This is a genomic window from Pseudomonas sp. NFACC51, from assembly GCF_900103575.1.
Lineage (GTDB): Bacteria > Pseudomonadota > Gammaproteobacteria > Pseudomonadales > Pseudomonadaceae > Aquipseudomonas > Aquipseudomonas fluorescens_Q.
In genome coordinates this window covers 203,581-220,837 of sequence record NZ_FMXH01000011.1, presented here as the reverse complement: position 1 = coordinate 220,837, position 17,257 = coordinate 203,581, and the positions used below count along the sequence as shown (strand labels likewise).

The following is a 17,257-nucleotide window of genomic DNA, read 5'->3' as shown; positions in this document are numbered from 1 at the left end:
GTCGGCCTGAAGAACCGCCGGGGCCTGCTTCGCACGCCAGCGGGAGCAAGCTCCCTCGCCACAAGGGATTTGTGGCGCATGCAAATCTTGAGAACACCCAAAACAAACTGTGGGAGCGGGCTTGCTCGCGAAAACGGTGTGTCAGCCACATCAACGGCGACTGACCCGACGCTTTCGCGAGCAAGCCCGCTCCCACATGGGGGTTGGGTTTAGCTCAACTCAACAGCACTTGGGCCCGCCCTTGCCACCGTAACGGGCCTCCTGGCGTTCGCGGAAGAACGCCTCGTAGTCCATCAACGGTTTGTCCGGGTGCTTGGTTTGCATGTGCTCGACGTAGTTGTCGTAGTCGGGCATGCCGACCATCAGGCGCGCGGCCTGACCGAGGTATTTACCGAGGCGACTCAAGTCATTGAACATCGTTGCAATCCTCTATCATGCGTCCGGCACGGCCTGGAATGGCGCTTCTTTATCCGTGCGTTCCTTGGTGCCCCAGGCGGCGATGCCGACCTTGAGCGCGTAGAACAGGATGCTGAAGACCACGAACAGGAATAACACCGTCAGCGTTGCGTTGGTGTAGGCGTTGAACACCACGTGCTGCATCTGCTCGATGCTCTTGGCCGGGGCCAGGACCTGGCCGGCGGCCAGGGCATCGTTGTATTTGCGCGCCAGGGCCAAAAAGCCGATCGCCGGGTTGGCGTCGAACAGCTTGATCAGGCCCGCGGTGGTGGTGCAGATCAGCAGCCAGGTCGCCGGCAGCAGCGTGACCCAGACGTAGCGCTGGCGCTTCATCTTGATCAGTACCACGGTGGCGAGCATCAGGGCGATACCGGCCAGCATCTGGTTGGAGATGCCGAACAGCGGCCACAAGGTGTTGATGCCACCCAGCGGATCGATCACGCCCTGGTACAGCAGGTAACCCCACAGTGCCACGCAGCCGGCGGTGGCGATCAGGTTGGCCGGCCAGGATTCGGTGCGCTTGAGCGACGGCACGAACGAGCCGAGCAAGTCCTGCAGCATGAAGCGCCCGGCACGGGTCCCGGCGTCCACCGCAGTGAGGATGAACAGCGCTTCGAACAGGATCGCGAAGTGGTACCAGAACGCCATGGTGTTCTCACCCGGCAGCACCGAGTGCAGGATCTGCGCGATACCGACCGCCAGGGTCGGCGCACCGCCGGCACGGGCCAGCACGGTGGTCTCGCCGATGTCCTTGGCCACCGCTTGCAGGGCCTCGGGGGTGATTGCAAAACCCCAGCTGCTGACGGTTTGCGCCACGGCCACCACGTCACCGCCGACGATCGCCGCCGGGCTGTTCATGGCGAAGTACACGCCCGGCTCGATCACCGACGCCGCGACCATGGCCATGATCGCCACGAAGGACTCCATCAGCATGCCGCCGTAACCGATGTAGCGAGCGTTGGTTTCGTTATCCAGCAACTTGGGCGTGGTGCCCGAGGAGATCAGCGCATGGAAACCCGAGACCGCGCCGCAGGCGATGGTGATGAACAGGAACGGGAACAGCCCGCCCTTCCACACCGGTCCCGTGCCGTCGGTGAACTGGGTCAGCGCCGGCATTTTCAGCTCGGGCATGGTAACCAGGATGCCGATCGCCAGGGCGACGATGGTGCCGATCTTGAGAAAGGTCGACAGGTAGTCCCGCGGTGCCAGGATCAGCCACACCGGCAGCACCGCCGCGACAAAACCGTAGCCAATCAGCATCCAGGTGATCTGGATTCCGGTGAAGGTAAAGGCCTTGGCCCAGACCGGATCGGCAGCGATCTGCCCGCCCAGCCAGATCGAGCCCAGCAGCAACAGCACGCCAATCACCGAGATTTCACCGATGCGACCCGGGCGGATGTAGCGCATGTAGATGCCCATGAACATCGCGATCGGGATGGTCGCCATTACCGTGAAGATGCCCCACGGGCTCTCGGCCAGGGCCTTGACCACGATCAGCGCCAACACCGCGAGGATGATGATCATGATCAGGAAGCAGCCGAACAGAGCGATGGTGCCAGGGACACGGCCCATTTCTTCCCGGACCATGTCACCCAGGGACCGACCGTTGCGGCGGGTGGACAGGAACAGGACCATGAAGTCCTGCACCGCACCGGCCAGCACCACGCCGGCGATCAGCCAGAGCGTGCCGGGCAGGTAGCCCATCTGCGCCGCCAGCACCGGCCCGACCAGCGGCCCCGCGCCGGCAATGGCCGCGAAGTGGTGGCCGAAGAGAATGTGTTTGTTGGTCGGGACGTAGTCCAGGCCATCGTTGTTGAGCACGGCGGGGGTGGCCCGGCGCGCATCGAGTTGCATCACGTTGTTGGCGATGAAGAGGCTGTAGTAGCGGTAGGCGACCAAGTAGATGGCCACGGCTGCGACGACGATCCAGAGGGCGTTGATGGGTTCGCCGCGGCGCAAGGCCACGACACTCAACGCACAGGCCCCCAGAACGGCGACGGCAAACCAGGCGAGGTGTTTAACCAGACGGGTTGTCATTGCGTGTCTCCTGCCGATATCCAGTGGATTGCGGCGATTGTTTTTATAGTGTGCCCCGGCTATTCGGAGCCGGCCCAATATCCCTGCAACGGGTCAATAAATAAATCCGTAGTACTACGTAGAACCCCAATTCCCCCTGTGGGAGCAAGGCTTGCCCGCGAGAGAGTCAATACGGTCTTTCATACACCGCGGCGCCAGCGTCGCGAGCAAGCTTTGCTCCCACATGTCTTGCGCCACAGGTTTTATGCCTCATCCATGGGTTTGGCATATGATGCCGCCATTCGCCTCCCCGCCGAGTCCGGACAGGAGTACAGATGCTGCTCAAACACAAAATCGTCGCCCTTGGGATTTTGCCGCTGGTCCTGGCCATCGCGGTCATCTGTGCCCTGGTGATCTCGCTCAATCGCCAGTTGGGCGATCAACAGGCGCAACTGATCGAAGACAGCATCCTGGCGAGCAAGCGCGCTGAGCTGAAGAATTATGTCGAGATGGCGCAGAGCCTGATCGCCCCGCTGTATGACAACGGCCGGGGAGACGAGCGCGCGCAACAGCAGGTCCTGGAAGAACTGCGCAAGCTCAGCTTCGGCATAAACGGTTATTTTTTCGTGTACGACCGCCAGGGCCGCAGCCTCATGCATGCCCGCCAGTCGGAACTGGTGGGGCAATACCTCTGGGACATGAAGGATCCCCACGGCCTGCCGGTCATCCAGGCATTGCTCAAGAGTGCCGAGTCAGGCGAAGGGTTCCAGCGCTACGCCTGGAACAAGCCCTCCTCCGGCCAGGTGACCGACAAGTTGGCCTATGTCGTGATGCTCGATCAATGGGGCTGGATGCTCGGTACCGGGATTTACCTGGAGGATGTCGAACGCGCCACCCAGCAAGCCCGCGACGAAGTTGCCCATGGCATCCACAGCACCATGCAAGCCATCGCCGCGATCGCCTTGGTGGCGGTCCTGCTGGTATTTGCCGGCGGCATGACCCTCAACGTCAGCGAACATCGCCTGGCCGATAAAAAGCTGCAGCGGCTGAACCAGCGTATCGTCAGCTTGCAGGAAGAAGAACGCTCGCGGGTCTCGCGCGAGCTGCACGACGGCATCAGCCAACTGCTGGTGTCGATAAAATTCCAGTTCGAACTGGCCAGCCATGTGTTGGAAAACGGCCAGGAAAACGGCCTGGGCATCCTCAAGAATGCGACCGACCGGCTGGGCGAAGCCATCGGCGAGATCCGTAGCATCTCCCACGACTTGCGCTCGTCCCTGCTCGACACCCTGGGCCTGCCCGCCGCCATCGGCCAGCTCGCGACCGAGTTCCAACAGCGCAGCGGGCTTGAGGTGTCCTACCGAAGCAACGAATTCGATTGCCGCCTGGAAAATGGCGCCCCTGTCTCGCTGTTCCGCATTGCCCAGGAAGCCCTGACCAATATCGAGCGCCATGCCGGGGCGAAAAGTGTCGGCATCACCCTGTTCGGCTCCAGCCAGTCCTTGCGTCTGACGGTCGTGGATGACGGGATGGGCTTCAACGTCCCGCAAGTAGAACGCGGCCACGCCGGCATCGGCCTGCGCAATATCCGGGAACGGGTCGAGCATTTCGGCGGACGCCTGGAAGTGACCTCGGCACCGGGACGAAGCGAACTGGATATCCTGCTGCCCATGAACCTCTCGGTAACGGAAAACTGATGCGCACCCCTTCCAACAAGAGCACCTGCCGATGAACCTGCCTCCAGTGATTCGTGTCGCGCTGGTCGATGATCATTCCCTGGTCCGCGACGGCATCAAGGCGCTGCTGTCCGTAATGCCCCGACTGGACGTGGTGGGCGAAGCCGAGAACGGCGCGCAAGCGATCGAAATGGTCGGTCGCAGTCAACCGGACCTGCTGCTGATGGACATCAGCCTCAAGGACATGAACGGGCTCGAGTTGACCCGGCTGCTGGGCAAGCAATACCCCAGCCTCAAGATCCTCATCCTCAGCATGTATGACAATTACGAGTACGTGAGCGAATCCGTGCGCTCCGGCGCCAGCGGCTACGTACTCAAGAACGCGCCGTCGCGGGAAATCGTCGCGGCCATCGAAGCTATCATCAGCGGCGGCACATTCTACAGTGCGGAGATCGCCCAGCGGCTCGCCACCGACCCGCACACCGATAACGAGCTGACGCCGCGCGAGAGCCAGGTGTTGTCCAAAATGGTCCAGGGCCTGAACAACAAGGAAATGGCCCGTGAACTGGACATCAGCGTACGCACCGTCGAAACCCATCGCCTGAGCATTCGCCGCAAGCTGAACATCGACAAGCCCGCAGCCCTGGTGAAATACGCGATCGACCACGGGATCATTTCGCGCTAGGCCTTTGTGGCGAGGGAGCTTGCTCCCTCGCCACAGATCGTTCATTTCAATCGGCGTGGTAATAGCCTGGTTGGTCAAGATCATCCAACAACCCCGGGCCGCTTGGCATCCAGCCCAGCAAGGCACGGGTGTACGCGCTGGACACTGCCATGTTCGCGCCCGCCATGTGGGCGAACCAGCCGAAATGCTCGCGCTCGCGGGATTCCACCGGCAACCCCAGGCCACGACCGATCGCCTGGGCAATGTCCTTGAACGGCACGGCCTCGTCGGCGACGGCGTGGTAGACGGATTGCGTCACGCCCTGTTCCAGCGCCAACCGATAGACCCGTGCGGCGTCCAGTCGATGCACGCCCGACCAGCAATGGACGCCGTCACCGAGATAGGCCGAAACGCCCGTCTCCCGGGCCAGGCGAATCAGGATCGGCACGAACCCATGGTCGCCGAGGCCATGGACCGAGGGCGCCAGTCGCACCGTCGCCACACGCACCCCACGCTCGGCCAGGTCCCGGGCGGCGGCTTCGGACTTGCGGGGCGAGGCCGGGCTCACCACTTCCAGTTCACTCGCACCCCGCGTCAATCCAAACAGGCCCGATGTCACCAGCAACGGCCGGTCGGAGCCTCGTAACGCGTCGCCCAACGTTTCGATGGCGCGGCGGTCCTGCTGGGCATTTTCGGCAAATCGCGAGAAATCATGATTGAACGCCGTGTGAATCACCGCGTCCGCCGCCGAGGCTGCGCCGTGCAAGATCTCGAGATCATCCAAAGTGCCTGAAACCACCTTCGCGCCTGTCGCAGCCAGTGTCGCGCCTTTTTCTTCGCATCGGGCCAGGCCCGTGACCCGATGCCCGGCGGCGATCAGATCCTGTACCACGGACGCCCCAACCCAGCCCGTGGCACCGGTAACGAATACGTGCATATGCAACGCTCCTGTTCTAAAAAAACCGAACCGAAAATCTTCTATAACCCATCGAAGACTCAGAATTTGTATTGAACTTGTGCTTGCCGTCCTCTCAGCAACATCAGGGCCACCCCGAAAGACAGCCCAACGGCAATGGCGCCGCCCAGGTAAACCGCACCAATACCCCAGCCACTCGCCAACAAACCGGCCAGCGGACTGGTGATGCCCAGGGAAATATCAAGAAACGCGACGTAGGCCCCCATGGCGAGACCGCGTGCCTGCGGTGGCGCACGCCGTACCGCTTCCACGCCGAAGCCGGGAAACGCCAGGGAATAACCGAAGCCAGTGAAAGCCGCCCCCAAATAAGCCATGGTCGCGGTGTCGGCGCTCCAGATCAGCAGCAACCCAACGGTTTCGATCAATACGCAGACCAGCGCGACGCGAGCGCCGCCAATCTTGTCCGGAAGGTGCCCGAAAAGCAGGCGAGCAGCGATGAAAGCCACACCGAACGCCGTGAACGCCAAGGAAGCGTTGCCCCAATCCCTGGCCGCGAATAACAGGGCAATGAACGCCGTGACGACACCAAAGCCGACGCTGCAGAACGCCAACCCCATGCCGGGAACCCATACAGCACCGAGCATCGTGTAGAACGGTGTACGCCGGGTTGCCGTAGGGGCGACAGCGCGCACGCCCGCGACAATCGCCAAGGCCAACAGAGGAATGAACATCGAGGCCATGGCAATGCCCGTGAATCCCCAGCCGCCATTCAACGCCACGCCAAGCGGAGCGCCCAGGGCATAGGCGCCGTACATGGCGATGCCATTCCAGGCCATGACCTTGCCGGCATGCTGTGCCCCCACCAGGCCGATGCCCCACCCCAGCGCACCTGTGACAATAAGGCTTTCGCCAATTGCCAGCAGCACCCGACCGCCAGACAAAAGCCAGACCGACGTGACTGGCGCAGCAACGAACGCCAGGGAAAGCAGATAGACCAGCCCTGAAACCGCGGCTGTCACCAGCCCGGTCATGACGGCGCGTTTCCCACCGCGCATGTCGGCAAAATTGCCGGCCCAGGCCCGTGACAACAGCGCAGCGGCGAACTGTGCCCCGACCACCAGGCCAATCACCAGCGTGCCCATGCCCAGCGCGTCGTGCAGATGGAGGGGCAAGACAGGCAGTTGCATGCCGATCGTGAGGAAACCGATGAATACGGTCAGAGTGAGCGGCGACAGCTTGAGTGTCGGATTGGCCTCGACGGCTGCCTTAGGCGCCGAAGAAGCGCCGAGATGAATATTGTCTTGTGTCATAACCCTACCCACGGAAAGGATGCGATATGACGTTGAACGCTGCCGGTGGAGCCGACTAGAATGCGATCAATTCGTCGCATTCAAGATACGAACAATCCGTCGCATTTCCTATTCGCATTCCCTGCCGAGGTTCATGCCCACATGTCCGAACGCTCAAGCCCGCAGATTTCCTCGCGTAAACAGCCGCAACAGGCACGCTCCACCGAGCTCGTCGCCGCGGTTCTGGAAGCGGCTGTTCAGGTTCTGGCGACCCAGGGCGCGGCACGTTTCACGGTGGCCCGGGTTGCCGAGCGAGCTGGCGTGAGCGTCGGCTCGGTGTACCAGTACTTCCCGAACAAAGCGGCGATCCTGTTCCGCCTGCAAAGTGATGAATGGCGGCAAACCAGCGATATGCTGCGCGAGATCCTTGAAGACAACCTCAAGCCGCCCTTCGAGCGCCTGCGTACCCTGGTGCAGGCGTTCATCCAGTCCGAATGTGACGAAGCCCAGATACGCGTCGCCCTCAACGACGCCGCCCCGCTCTACCGCGACGCTCCCGAGCACCAGGCCGCGCGGATGTCGGTGCAGCAGTCGGTGGATGCTTTCATGCTGCAAGCATTGCCAGACGCACCGGCACAAACCCGTACCCTGGCAGGTGACCTGATCATCAGCACGCTCAGTGCCGTGGGTAAGCGCTTCTCATCAGCGCCCCGCTCTCCTGCGGACGTTGCCATCTACAGCGATGCCATGGCCGATATGTTCTGCGCCTACCTTGCAAGCTTGCAGCGCCCCCGTTGAGACCGCTGCCTGCTGACGGTTCGTCAGCCATGCTCCAGTGACAGCCTGCCAACACTTTTACTACACTCCCTGATCTTGTTTCCCTCCGCTACGAGACGTCCCCTCACGATGAAAACCATAACAAGTTCGATGACGTTCTGTGGCCTGTTGGCGCTCTCTTGCGGCGCCTTGGCCGAACCGACACCTTCGCTACTGGACCAGGTCCTGCAACGCGGCGAACTGAAGGTGTGCACCACCGGCGACTACAAGCCCTATACCTTTAAAACCGCAACCGGCGAATACGAAGGCATCGACATCGACATGGCGCGCTCGCTGGCCGCCAGCCTGGGCGTCAAGGTGCAATGGGTACAAACCACCTGGAAAACCCTGATGCCGGATATGGTTGCCGGTCAATGCGACATCGGCATGGGTGGGATTTCGGTGACGCTGGAGCGCCAGAAGAAAGCCTATTTCAGTGACACCCTGGACGTGGATGGCAAGATCCCGCTGGTGCGTTGCGAAGACAAGGAGCGCTACCAGACCCTCGAACAGATGAACCAGCCTTCGGTGCGTCTTGTCGAACCGGCCGGCGGCACCAACGAAGCCTTCGTCCGGGCGTTCCTGCCCAACGGCCAGTTGAACTTCCACGACAACGTGACCATCTTCCAGCAACTGCTGGACAAGAAGGCCGACGTGATGATTACCGACGCGTCAGAAGCGCTCTACCAGCAAAAACTCAAGCCCGGCCTGTGCGCGGTCAACCCGACCCGCTACCTGCAATATGGCGAGAAGGCCTACCTGCTGCCTCGGGATGACAACACCTGGAAGATGTACGTCGATCAGTGGCTGCACTTGAGCAAGGCCAATGGCAGCTACCAGAAAGTGATTGGGCAGTGGTTGGCCGTTCCCGCCGCCCAATGATCGTTCGCTGAGAAACAAAGCCCTGTGGGAGCTCGCTCGCGATGGCGTCAGGTCAGCCGCATTGATGTCGACTGACACACTGCAATCGCGAGCAAGCTCGCTCCCATAAGGGACCTGTGACGGGGTCTGCTCCGGACAGGCCCATTCGCCTCACTGTGCCGCGCGCACCTTGGCGATTTCCTCGTACATCGTCTTCACCAGGTCGGCATCCAAGGATTTGGCGAACTTGTCGACTACCGGTTTCACCCGCTCACGAAAGCGATCTTTCTCCGCCGGGGTGACTTCGTTCACGGTCATGGCACCGGCCAGCGTCACTTTGGCCTTGTCCATGCTCGCCGCCGTGACTTCACGCTGGAACTTCTGTGCCTCAGTGGCAGCCGAGCGAATCATCGCCTTCTCATCGTCGTTGAGACGGTTCCAGGTTTTCTGGCTGATGATCAACGACTGCGGGTTGAAGATGTGGCCCGTGACGGAGAGATACTTCTGCACCTCGTAGAACTTGTTGCCCTCAATCACGGTGAACGGGTTTTCCTGACCGTCGATGGTGTGCTGCTCAAGGCCCGTGTAGACCTCGGGGAACGCCATCGGCACCGGGTTGGCACCCAGGGCGGAGAAGGTCTCCAGGTAGATCGGCGACTGGATCACGCGAATCTTCAAGCCCTGCATGTCTTCAAGCTTGGTCACCGGATGCTTGCTGTTGGTCAGGTTACGAAAACCCAGGTCCCAATAACCCAGCGCGACCAGCCCTTTGCTGTCCAGTTGCGCGGCCAGTTTCTGTCCGACCGGGCCATCGATGACCGCATGGGCTTCCTCGACGTTGTTGAACAGGAACGGGAAATCGAGCATGGCATAATCCGGTGCCTGGGCGGCCAGGATGCCGGAGTTGAGCACGGTGATGTCCAGCGTGCCGCCCTGCAACGCCGACACCGTTTGCACATCACCGCCCAGCGTACCGCCTGGGAACAGGCGGACCTTGATCTTGCCACCACTCTTCTCGCTGAGCAGGTCGGCGAACTTCTGCGCGCCCTGGCCTTGCGGATGCTCCTTGACGTTCTGGAAGGCGAATCGCAAGGTGCGTTCGCGGATTTCATCTGCGTGACTGACCACGCTACCCAGCAGCAGTCCCGTTGCGCACGCCCCGGCCAACAGGGTTTTCATCAGTTGTCCCATGTCACTCTCCGATCATTATTGTTTTAAGGTCGAGCTAGCCAGCACCGGTGTTATCCGGTGAAGAATTTCAACGGTCCCAGGACCAATTGCGGAAACAGGACCAACAAGAACAGCACCACAAACTGCGCAAACATGAACGGCCACACCCCACGCACGATTTCCTCGAAGTCCAGCTTCGCCACCCCGCAGACCACGTTGAGCACCGTGCCCACGGGAGGCGTGATCAGGCCGATGGCTGTGTTGATCAGGAACAGCACGCCGAAGTACACCGGGTCGATCCCCGCCTGGATGACCGCCGGCATCAGCACCGGGGTGAGGATGAGGATGGTCGGGGTCATGTCCATCACCGTCCCCACCAGGATGATCAGCGCCATCATCACCAGCAACAGAAGGGTCTGGTTGTCCATGAAGGGCGCCAGCATTTCCGCCAACTGGCCCGGCAGATCGGCGATGGTCACCAACCACGATGAAACCATGGCCGCCGCCACCAGCAGCATCACCACCGAGGTGGTCTTGGCGGAGGACAGAATCACTTCGTACAACTGGCTGACTTTCATTTCCCGGTAGATCACCAAGGACACGAACAGCGAATAGACCGCCGCGACCACGGCGGCTTCCGTGGGGGTGAAGATGCCGAACTTGAGGCCCAGGATGATGATCAAGGGCAGGCCCATCGCCCAACTGCCGTCGAGCAACGTGCGCAGCACTTCGGCACGGGAACGCTTGGGCGGTGTCTCGACGTTCTCGCTGCGGGAGATGTACCACCAGGCAACAGCCAGCGAAGCCCCCAGCATCAGGCCCGGCACAATACCGGCCAGGAACAGCTTGGAAATCGACACCCCGGACGCCACGCCAAAGACGATGAAACCGATGCTCGGCGGAATGACCGGTGCGATGATGCTACCGGCGGCGATCAGCCCGGCCGAGCGCCCCCGGTTGTGCCCGGCCAGCACCATCATCGGCACCAACAAAGCCGCCAGTGCCGCCGCATCGGCCACGGCCGAACCGGAGAGCGAAGCCAACAGGCAGGAAGCGATGATCGCCACGTACCCCAGGCCTCCGCGCTTATGCCCCACCAGCGCCATGGCAATATTGACGATGCGTTTGGACAGGCCGCCGACGTTCATGATTTCGCCGGCCAACATGAAGAACGGCACGGCCATCAGCGGGAAGCTGTCCGCGCCGTTGAGCAGGTTCTGGGCGATGATTTGCGCGTCGAACAGATCCAGGTAGAACATCAACGCCACACTGACCACCAGCAAGGCAAACGCGATGGGCATGCCCAGTGCCATGCTGCCCACCAGAGACCCGAGGAAAATAACCAGCGTCATGGGCGGGTACTCTTTGTAGGGTTATGGGCAATGGGGTCATGGGTGAGCACCTCGGCATCGTTGTCCTTGACCATCACCAACTCGTCATCCCCCAGCTTGCCGAACAGCGCCAGGTAGAGCTCGTAAAGCAGGATCGCTGCGGCACTGGCGCCAAACACCAGGCCGGCACCATAAAACAGCGCCATGGACAATCCTGACGCCGGAGCAACGACATTCAGGTTGATCGCAGCCTGTTGCCAGCTGCCACTGAAAATCAGCCAGCAGATGTACAACATCAAAAGATGACTGATGACCAGGCAGATACGCTTGCCTGCCGGCGGCAAGCGCTTGACCAGGCTGTCCATGCCCAGGTGAGCACGGTCCTTGAGCGCCACCAGGGCACCGAGAAAAATCATCCAGACGAAGAACCAGCGCGACAGCTCCTCCGACACACTGATGCCCGAGTTGAAGGCATAGCGCAGCACCACATTGCCGAACACCAGCAAGATCATCGCGAGCATGCATAGCACGATCAGCAGCTTGAGCAGCTTGAAATACAGATTCACCACTTTTGTCATCTTGAAGGCCTCAGAGGCTTGTCGAGCGCCCACACCCTACTGGCGCGATAAAACCGCAACAGCATGGGGTCGCTATAGGATCGAACCTGGGAGACTGGAAGATGCGCTGCAAAGACAGATCAAGGAGAAAGCTTGCGGTGCTCGGGTAGGCATGGGTATTCCTCTATTTTTATTATGGTCTTTGCCTCGTCGGGCGAGACAGCTGTCGCTAAAATGTACCACCCGGTTAGTTTGGTCAATATCCCAGGCAGGCGCACACTGCAAAGCGTGCGATTATCGACCAGACAATTGGCGTTTTTCATCGCATTGAGCTGCCACACCAACAAGATTTGTATCGGTTTGTATAGGAAACGCGGCCTGATACGAAATGATGGATTTCGTCCCTTCTTGGCACACATCGTCGATACATCTGCGCGTTTAACTGTGATCACCGGACAGCAACACGTTCGTTGCCACCGGCCCACTCAATCAAGCGCAAGGAGAATCACCATGTTCAACTTCTCGAAACTTTCGTCTCTTGCAATCGCCCTGACACTGGTTGGCGGCGTCGGCCTGTCGAACGCAGCCTCGGCAAAAAGCGCCCCGGCCCAGGCTGCGCATCAACTGGCTGAAGGCGGGTCTGATCGTTTGATCCAGAATCGCGTGGCCGAGGGCGGCTCCGATCGCTTGATCGAGAATCGCGTGGCTGAAGGCGGGGCTGATCGGTTGCAGGAGTTGCGTGAACGTAGCGCGGTGTGAAGCGATTTTGTGGCGAGGGAGCTTGCTCCCGTTGGGCTGCGTAGCAGCCCCCTGCCCCCTCCCACTCGTTCAGTCACCGGTCGGCTGGTTTTGCGACTACTTCGCAGTCGAACGGGAGCAAGCTCCCTAGCCACAAAAGCGGATGGCTACTCATGGCTTGTGGCTCAAACCTCAGGGCTTGATGTTCTTCAGCTCATTGAGCAACCCGAGCAACTGCTCCATCTTTTCCTCGCCAAACTGCTCTTCGATCCGTCGATAGTTGCCTTCCATGCCCTCGCTCATGGACACGAAGCACTGCTGGCCGCGCTCGGTCAGCCCGACAAAGACCCGCCGCTGATCCTGGCTGGACTTCTGCCGCCGCACCAGACCGTCACGCTCCAGGCGACTGAGTACACCGGTCATGCTCGGTTTGAGGATGCACGCCTGGTGGGCGAGCTGATGGCTTTCCAGCTCCCCTTGCTGATGCAGGATGCGGATCACCCGCCATTGTTGTTCCGTGAGGTCATGCTGGTTCAGCGCCGGTCGAAAAAAAGCCATCGCCGCTTCGCGGGCTTGCAACAGCGTCAGGGTCAATGAGGGTCTGGGGTTGGCCATGTTCGAACTGTGTGGATGGGCGAGTCGGCAGCTTAGTGTCGCTATCACAGGGCTGCAAGCGCTCAGCGCAACCCTGATTGCCGCTGGCGATACTCCCCCGGCGTGAGTTGAGCGTAACGCTGGAAAAACCGACTGAAATACGCCGGGTCCTTGAACCCGAGCTGGTAGCAGATTTCATTGGCCGAGCTGCCGGTGAACAGCAACAGGCGCTTGGCCTCCTGCATCAGCCGCTCCATGATCAGGCGCTTGGAAGGCAGGTCGGCGATGCGTCGGCACACGTCATTGAGGCGCGCCTCGGTCACGCCGATGCCTTCGGCGTAGCGCGATAACGGCCAATGCTGAAGGTAGTGGGCCTCGATCAACTCGTTGAAGCGGTGAAAGATCTTCAGGTCTTCATGCCGGGCCGGCCTGGCCTCCAGGGAGTTGGAACATAACCGCAGCAGGCTGATCATGATCAGCCGCGTCAATGCGTCCAGTGTTGCGCTGCGCCCCGGGCGCCCGGCCGTCACCTCCTCACTCAACTCCTCGAACAGGTACTCCAACCGCCGCACCTCCCCCGCCTGCCCAGGCCCCAGTTGCGCCAGCGCTACGCAGGCCGCCGGCATTTGCACGCCCGCCGGCGCCAGGCTCGGGTCGGCGTCGATCAACTGCCACACCAATTGCTGGCGCACCGTCAGCACATGGCCGTCACTGTCGGCCTCGGTCACGAAGGAATGGGGAATGGTCGGTGGCGTGAGGAAGAACATCGGCCCGGATTCGACGTACTGCTGGTCATCGAGATATACGCGCACGGTGCCGCTCTTGACGTAGTGCACCTGGAAGAACCGGTCGTGACGATGAACCGGCATGTTGCGACCGAAAAAATCCGCCAGGTTGGCGAGTCGGTCGTAATGCACTTCGGCATCGCTGTAGCGCTGGTCGTACACCTGACCAATGTTGATGTTGGGGATCGGCTGACGGTCAGTCATCACGCAGTACTCATTTTCTTATTCTGGTCCAGATACCTGCCGCATTCATCCTGCACCGAATCCGGCAAGGCAACCAGTGCCCGCTCATTCTGTCACGCTTGACGATAGTTAACATCTTAATTATAACTGTTAACACATTAACAATAACCGCAGAGCCCTCACCCTCTGCATCGCCAGGAGACAAGCATGAGCCGAGCCCTGCATGACGTCGCGACCGGCACCCTGTTCGGGGTCGCGCTGAACTACCAGGGGCTGCTGAAACAGCGCCTCGCCGAGTTCGAGCAACCGCCCTACCAAAAACCGCCGCTCAAGCCCGTGCTGTTCATCAAGACCCCCAACACCCGCAACTGGCACGGTGCCGAGGTGGTTCACCCCGGTCGCAGCGAAACACTGCAACCAGGGCCGGCGCTTGGCGTGGTCATGGGCAAGTCAGCCAGTCGCGTCAGCGCCGCCGAAGCCCTGGACTACGTGGCCGGCTACACCCTCATCAATGAATTCAGCCTCCCGGAAGACAGCTATTACCGCCCCGCCGTCAAGGCCAAGTGCCGGGACGGCTTCTGCGCCATGGGCCCGGAACTGGTGCCCACCACTCAGGTGTCCGACCCTCACAGCCTGGCGATCACGCTGTACGTCAACGGCGAGGTTCGCCAGCAGAACAGCACCGCCAACTTCGTTCGCAACATCCCCCAACTGATCGCCGAGATCAGCGAGTTCATGACCTTGCATGCTGGCGACGTGCTGATCACCGGCACGCCTGAAGGCCGGGTCGACGTACTGCCCGGTGACCGTGTCGAAGTAGACATCAGCGGCCTGGGGCGTCTGGTCAATATCATCGTGGCCGAGGAAACAGGAGCAGGTTCATGAAACACGCGCGCATTCGTTTTGAAGGCCAGGATCAAGCCGTCACCGTTGAAGCTCACAACGCTGTACGCCTGGCGGACGGTCGCCTGCTGGCCGAGGACCAGGTCCAGTGGCTGCCACCGGCCACCGGCAGCATGTTCGCCCTGGGCCTGAATTATGCCGATCACGCCGCCGAGCTGGCGTTCAAGCCGCCGACCGAGCCCCTGGCATTCATCAAGTCCCCCGGCACCTACACCGGCCACAACCAGGCGACCTGGCGTCCCGACAACGTCGCCTACATGCACTACGAGTGCGAGCTCGTGGCGGTCATCGGCAAAGCGGCGCGCAACGTCAAGCGCGAGGATGCGTTGGAATACCTGGCCGGCTACACCGTGTGCAACGACTACGCGATCCGCGATTACCTGGAAAACTACTACCGCCCCAACCTGCGGGTGAAGAACCGTGACGCGACAACGCCCGTCGGCCCATGGATTGTCGACGTGGCCGATGTGCCGGACCCGAGCAACCTGAAGCTGCGCACCTGGATCAACGGCCAGTTGCGCCAGGAAGGCAGCACGAAGGACATGATTTTCGATATCCCGTACCTGATCGAATACCTGTCCAGCTTCATGACCTTACAGCCCGGCGACATGATCGCCACTGGCACGCCGGAAGGCCTGGCGGACGTGGTGCCCGGTGATGAAGTGGTGGTGGAAGTGGAAGGCGTCGGTCGCCTGGTCAATCGAATTGTCAGCGAAGCCGAGTTCTTCGCATCCCGTAAAGAGGCTTGAGCAGCATGATCAAACACTGGATCGACGGCCGTGAGGTCGAAAGCAAGGACGTCTTCGTCAACTACAATCCCGCCACCGGCGAGGCCATCGGCGAAGTCGCCAGCGGCGGCGCCGAGGAAGTGGCCCAAGCGGTCGCGGCAGCCAAGGAAGCGTTTCCGAAATGGGCCAATACCCCGGCCAAGGAACGCGCCCGGCTGATGCGCAAGCTCGGTGAACTGATCGAGCAGAACGTGCCGCAACTGGCCGAACTGGAAACCCTCGACACGGGCTTGCCGATCCACCAGACCAAGAACGTGCTGATCCCGCGGGCCTCCCACAACTTCGATTTCTTTGCCGAAGTCTGCACGCGAATGGACGGTCACACCTATCCGGTCGACGACCAGATGCTCAACTACACCCTGTACCAACCGGTGGGTGTCTGCGCGCTGGTATCGCCCTGGAACGTGCCGTTCATGACCGCGACCTGGAAAACGGCGCCGTGCCTGGCCCTGGGCAACACGGCCGTGCTGAAGATGTCCGAGCTGTCGCCGCTGACCGCCAACGAGTTGGGGCGCCTGGCCGTCGAGGCCGGCATTCCCAATGGCGTATTGAACGTGATCCAAGGCTACGGCGCCACCGCCGGCGACGCGCTGGTGCGCCACCCGGATGTACGGGCGATCTCCTTCACCGGGGGCACCGCCACCGGCAAGAAAATCATGCAGACCGCCGGGTTGAAAAAGTACTCGATGGAACTGGGCGGCAAGTCGCCGGTACTGATTTTCGAAGACGCCGACCTGGAACGCGCCCTCGACGCCGCGCTGTTCACCATTTTTTCCCTCAATGGCGAACGCTGCACCGCCGGCAGCCGGATCTTCATCCAGGAAAGCGTCTACCCGCAATTCGTGGCCGAGTTTGCCGCCCGCGCCAAACGCCTGATCGTCGGTGATCCGCAGGACCCGAAGACCCAGGTCGGTTCGATGATCACCCAGGCCCATTACGACAAGGTCACCGGCTACATCAAGATCGGCCTCGAAGAGGGCGCCACCCTCCTGGCCGGTGGCCTGGAGCGTCCGGCCAATTTGCCTGCCCACCTGAGCCGTGGCCAGTTCATCCAGCCGACGGTGTTCGCCGACGTCAACAACAAGATGCGCATCGCCCAGGAAGAAATCTTCGGCCCGGTGGTGTGCCTGATCCCGTTCAAGGATGAAGCCGAGGCCCTGCAACTGGCCAACGACACCGAATATGGCCTGGCTTCGTACATCTGGACCCAGGACATTGGCAAGGCCCATCGCCTGGCCCATGGCATCGAGGCCGGCATGGTGTTCATCAACAGCCAGAACGTGCGCGACCTGCGCCAGCCTTTCGGCGGCGTGAAGGGTTCCGGAACCGGCCGCGAAGGCGGACAGTACAGCTTTGAAGTGTTTGCCGAGATCAAGAACGTTTGCATCTCCATGGGCAGTCATCACATACCGCGATGGGGTGTTTAACCCAAGGTAAGTGATGAACCCTGTGGCGAGGGAGCTTGCTCCCGCTGGGCTGCGAAGCAGCCCCGCTTTTCCTGACGATTGCTGCGC

17 protein-coding genes are annotated in these 17,257 nt (G+C 61.2%); 8 read left to right on the top strand and 9 right to left on the bottom strand.

What is annotated here, in order from left to right:
- Positions 1 to 219 precede the first annotated feature (219 nt).
- The gene (locus BLT00_RS21660; RefSeq protein ID WP_003201656.1) at positions 220 to 417 is read right to left on the bottom strand and encodes a YbdD/YjiX family protein; all 198 of its coding nucleotides are present in this window, start codon (positions 415 to 417) and stop codon (positions 220 to 222) included.
- 15 nt (positions 418 to 432) lie between these two features.
- On the bottom strand, positions 433 to 2,493 hold the full coding sequence (locus BLT00_RS21655; protein WP_092152558.1) for a carbon starvation CstA family protein: 2,061 nt from the start codon (positions 2,491 to 2,493) through the stop codon (positions 433 to 435).
- Between the two features lie 314 nt (positions 2,494 to 2,807).
- Here BLT00_RS21655 and BLT00_RS21650 point away from each other — a divergent pair, with 314 nt between their 5' ends.
- A complete protein-coding gene (locus tag BLT00_RS21650) occupies positions 2,808 to 4,169 on the top strand; it encodes a cache domain-containing protein (RefSeq protein WP_013693309.1) in 1,362 nt (453 codons plus the stop codon).
- 31 nt (positions 4,170 to 4,200) lie between these two features.
- Complete coding sequence (locus BLT00_RS21645; RefSeq protein WP_063321366.1) at positions 4,201 to 4,833, top strand: response regulator; 633 nt, start codon at positions 4,201 to 4,203, stop codon at positions 4,831 to 4,833.
- A gap of 46 nt (positions 4,834 to 4,879) precedes the next feature.
- Here BLT00_RS21645 and BLT00_RS21640 read toward each other — a convergent pair whose 3' ends face one another.
- The gene (locus BLT00_RS21640) at positions 4,880 to 5,749 is read right to left on the bottom strand and encodes an SDR family oxidoreductase (protein WP_092141207.1); all 870 of its coding nucleotides are present in this window, start codon (positions 5,747 to 5,749) and stop codon (positions 4,880 to 4,882) included.
- A 59-nt stretch (positions 5,750 to 5,808) separates the two neighbouring features.
- Entirely contained in the window at positions 5,809 to 7,038 is a 1,230-nt protein-coding gene (locus BLT00_RS21635; protein WP_092141210.1) for an arabinose transporter, read from the bottom strand.
- Between the two features lie 141 nt (positions 7,039 to 7,179).
- On the opposite strand from BLT00_RS21635, the gene BLT00_RS21630 reads away from it, so the two are divergent.
- Together BLT00_RS21630 and BLT00_RS21625 are read left to right on the top strand one after the other, a co-directional pair.
- On the top strand, positions 7,180 to 7,815 hold the full coding sequence (locus tag BLT00_RS21630) for a TetR/AcrR family transcriptional regulator (RefSeq protein ID WP_092142694.1): 636 nt from the start codon (positions 7,180 to 7,182) through the stop codon (positions 7,813 to 7,815).
- A 108-nt stretch (positions 7,816 to 7,923) separates the two neighbouring features.
- Positions 7,924 to 8,715, top strand: a complete 792-nt coding sequence (locus tag BLT00_RS21625) for a transporter substrate-binding domain-containing protein (RefSeq protein WP_063321368.1) — start codon at positions 7,924 to 7,926, stop codon at positions 8,713 to 8,715.
- A 150-nt stretch (positions 8,716 to 8,865) separates the two neighbouring features.
- Here the strand turns inward: BLT00_RS21625 and BLT00_RS21620 are convergent, their stop codons facing one another.
- Genes BLT00_RS21620 through BLT00_RS21610 form a run of 3 tightly spaced genes read right to left on the bottom strand, consistent with a single transcriptional unit; the run spans position 8,866 to position 11,773 of the window.
- Positions 8,866 to 9,885, bottom strand: coding sequence for a TRAP transporter substrate-binding protein (locus BLT00_RS21620; RefSeq protein WP_092141214.1), 1,020 nt, complete (start codon positions 9,883 to 9,885; stop codon positions 8,866 to 8,868).
- 50 nt (positions 9,886 to 9,935) lie between these two features.
- On the bottom strand, positions 9,936 to 11,216 hold the full coding sequence (locus BLT00_RS21615) for a TRAP transporter large permease subunit (RefSeq protein WP_092141217.1): 1,281 nt from the start codon (positions 11,214 to 11,216) through the stop codon (positions 9,936 to 9,938).
- Positions 11,213 to 11,773: a TRAP transporter small permease gene (locus BLT00_RS21610; RefSeq protein WP_092141220.1), complete on the bottom strand. Its 561-nt coding sequence runs from the start codon at positions 11,771 to 11,773 to the stop codon at positions 11,213 to 11,215. The genes BLT00_RS21615 and BLT00_RS21610 overlap by 4 nt, the downstream gene beginning before the upstream one ends.
- Before the next feature lie 489 nt (positions 11,774 to 12,262).
- Here BLT00_RS21610 and BLT00_RS21605 point away from each other — a divergent pair, with 489 nt between their 5' ends.
- The gene (locus BLT00_RS21605) at positions 12,263 to 12,511 is read left to right on the top strand and encodes a phage infection protein (RefSeq protein ID WP_092141223.1); all 249 of its coding nucleotides are present in this window, start codon (positions 12,263 to 12,265) and stop codon (positions 12,509 to 12,511) included.
- Positions 12,512 to 12,682: 171 nt separating this feature from the next.
- Here the strand turns inward: BLT00_RS21605 and hpaR are convergent, their stop codons facing one another.
- Together hpaR and hpaA are read right to left on the bottom strand one after the other, a co-directional pair.
- Entirely contained in the window at positions 12,683 to 13,105 is a 423-nt protein-coding gene (hpaR, locus tag BLT00_RS21600) for a homoprotocatechuate degradation operon regulator HpaR (protein WP_063321373.1), read from the bottom strand.
- Positions 13,106 to 13,167: 62 nt separating this feature from the next.
- The gene (hpaA, locus tag BLT00_RS21595) at positions 13,168 to 14,073 is read right to left on the bottom strand and encodes a 4-hydroxyphenylacetate catabolism regulatory protein HpaA (protein WP_018613304.1); all 906 of its coding nucleotides are present in this window, start codon (positions 14,071 to 14,073) and stop codon (positions 13,168 to 13,170) included.
- 186 nt (positions 14,074 to 14,259) lie between these two features.
- Between hpaA and BLT00_RS21590 the strand changes: the two genes are divergently transcribed.
- Genes BLT00_RS21590 through hpaE form a run of 3 tightly spaced genes read left to right on the top strand, consistent with a single transcriptional unit; the run spans position 14,260 to position 17,170 of the window.
- Positions 14,260 to 14,937: a fumarylacetoacetate hydrolase family protein gene (locus BLT00_RS21590; protein ID WP_092141226.1), complete on the top strand. Its 678-nt coding sequence runs from the start codon at positions 14,260 to 14,262 to the stop codon at positions 14,935 to 14,937.
- On the top strand, positions 14,934 to 15,704 hold the full coding sequence (locus tag BLT00_RS21585) for a fumarylacetoacetate hydrolase family protein (RefSeq protein WP_063321376.1): 771 nt from the start codon (positions 14,934 to 14,936) through the stop codon (positions 15,702 to 15,704). Before BLT00_RS21590 ends, BLT00_RS21585 begins: the two co-directional genes overlap by 4 nt.
- A 5-nt stretch (positions 15,705 to 15,709) precedes the next feature.
- Positions 15,710 to 17,170: a 5-carboxymethyl-2-hydroxymuconate semialdehyde dehydrogenase gene (gene hpaE, locus BLT00_RS21580; RefSeq protein ID WP_092141229.1), complete on the top strand. Its 1,461-nt coding sequence runs from the start codon at positions 15,710 to 15,712 to the stop codon at positions 17,168 to 17,170.
- Positions 17,171 to 17,257: the final 87 nt, after the last annotated feature.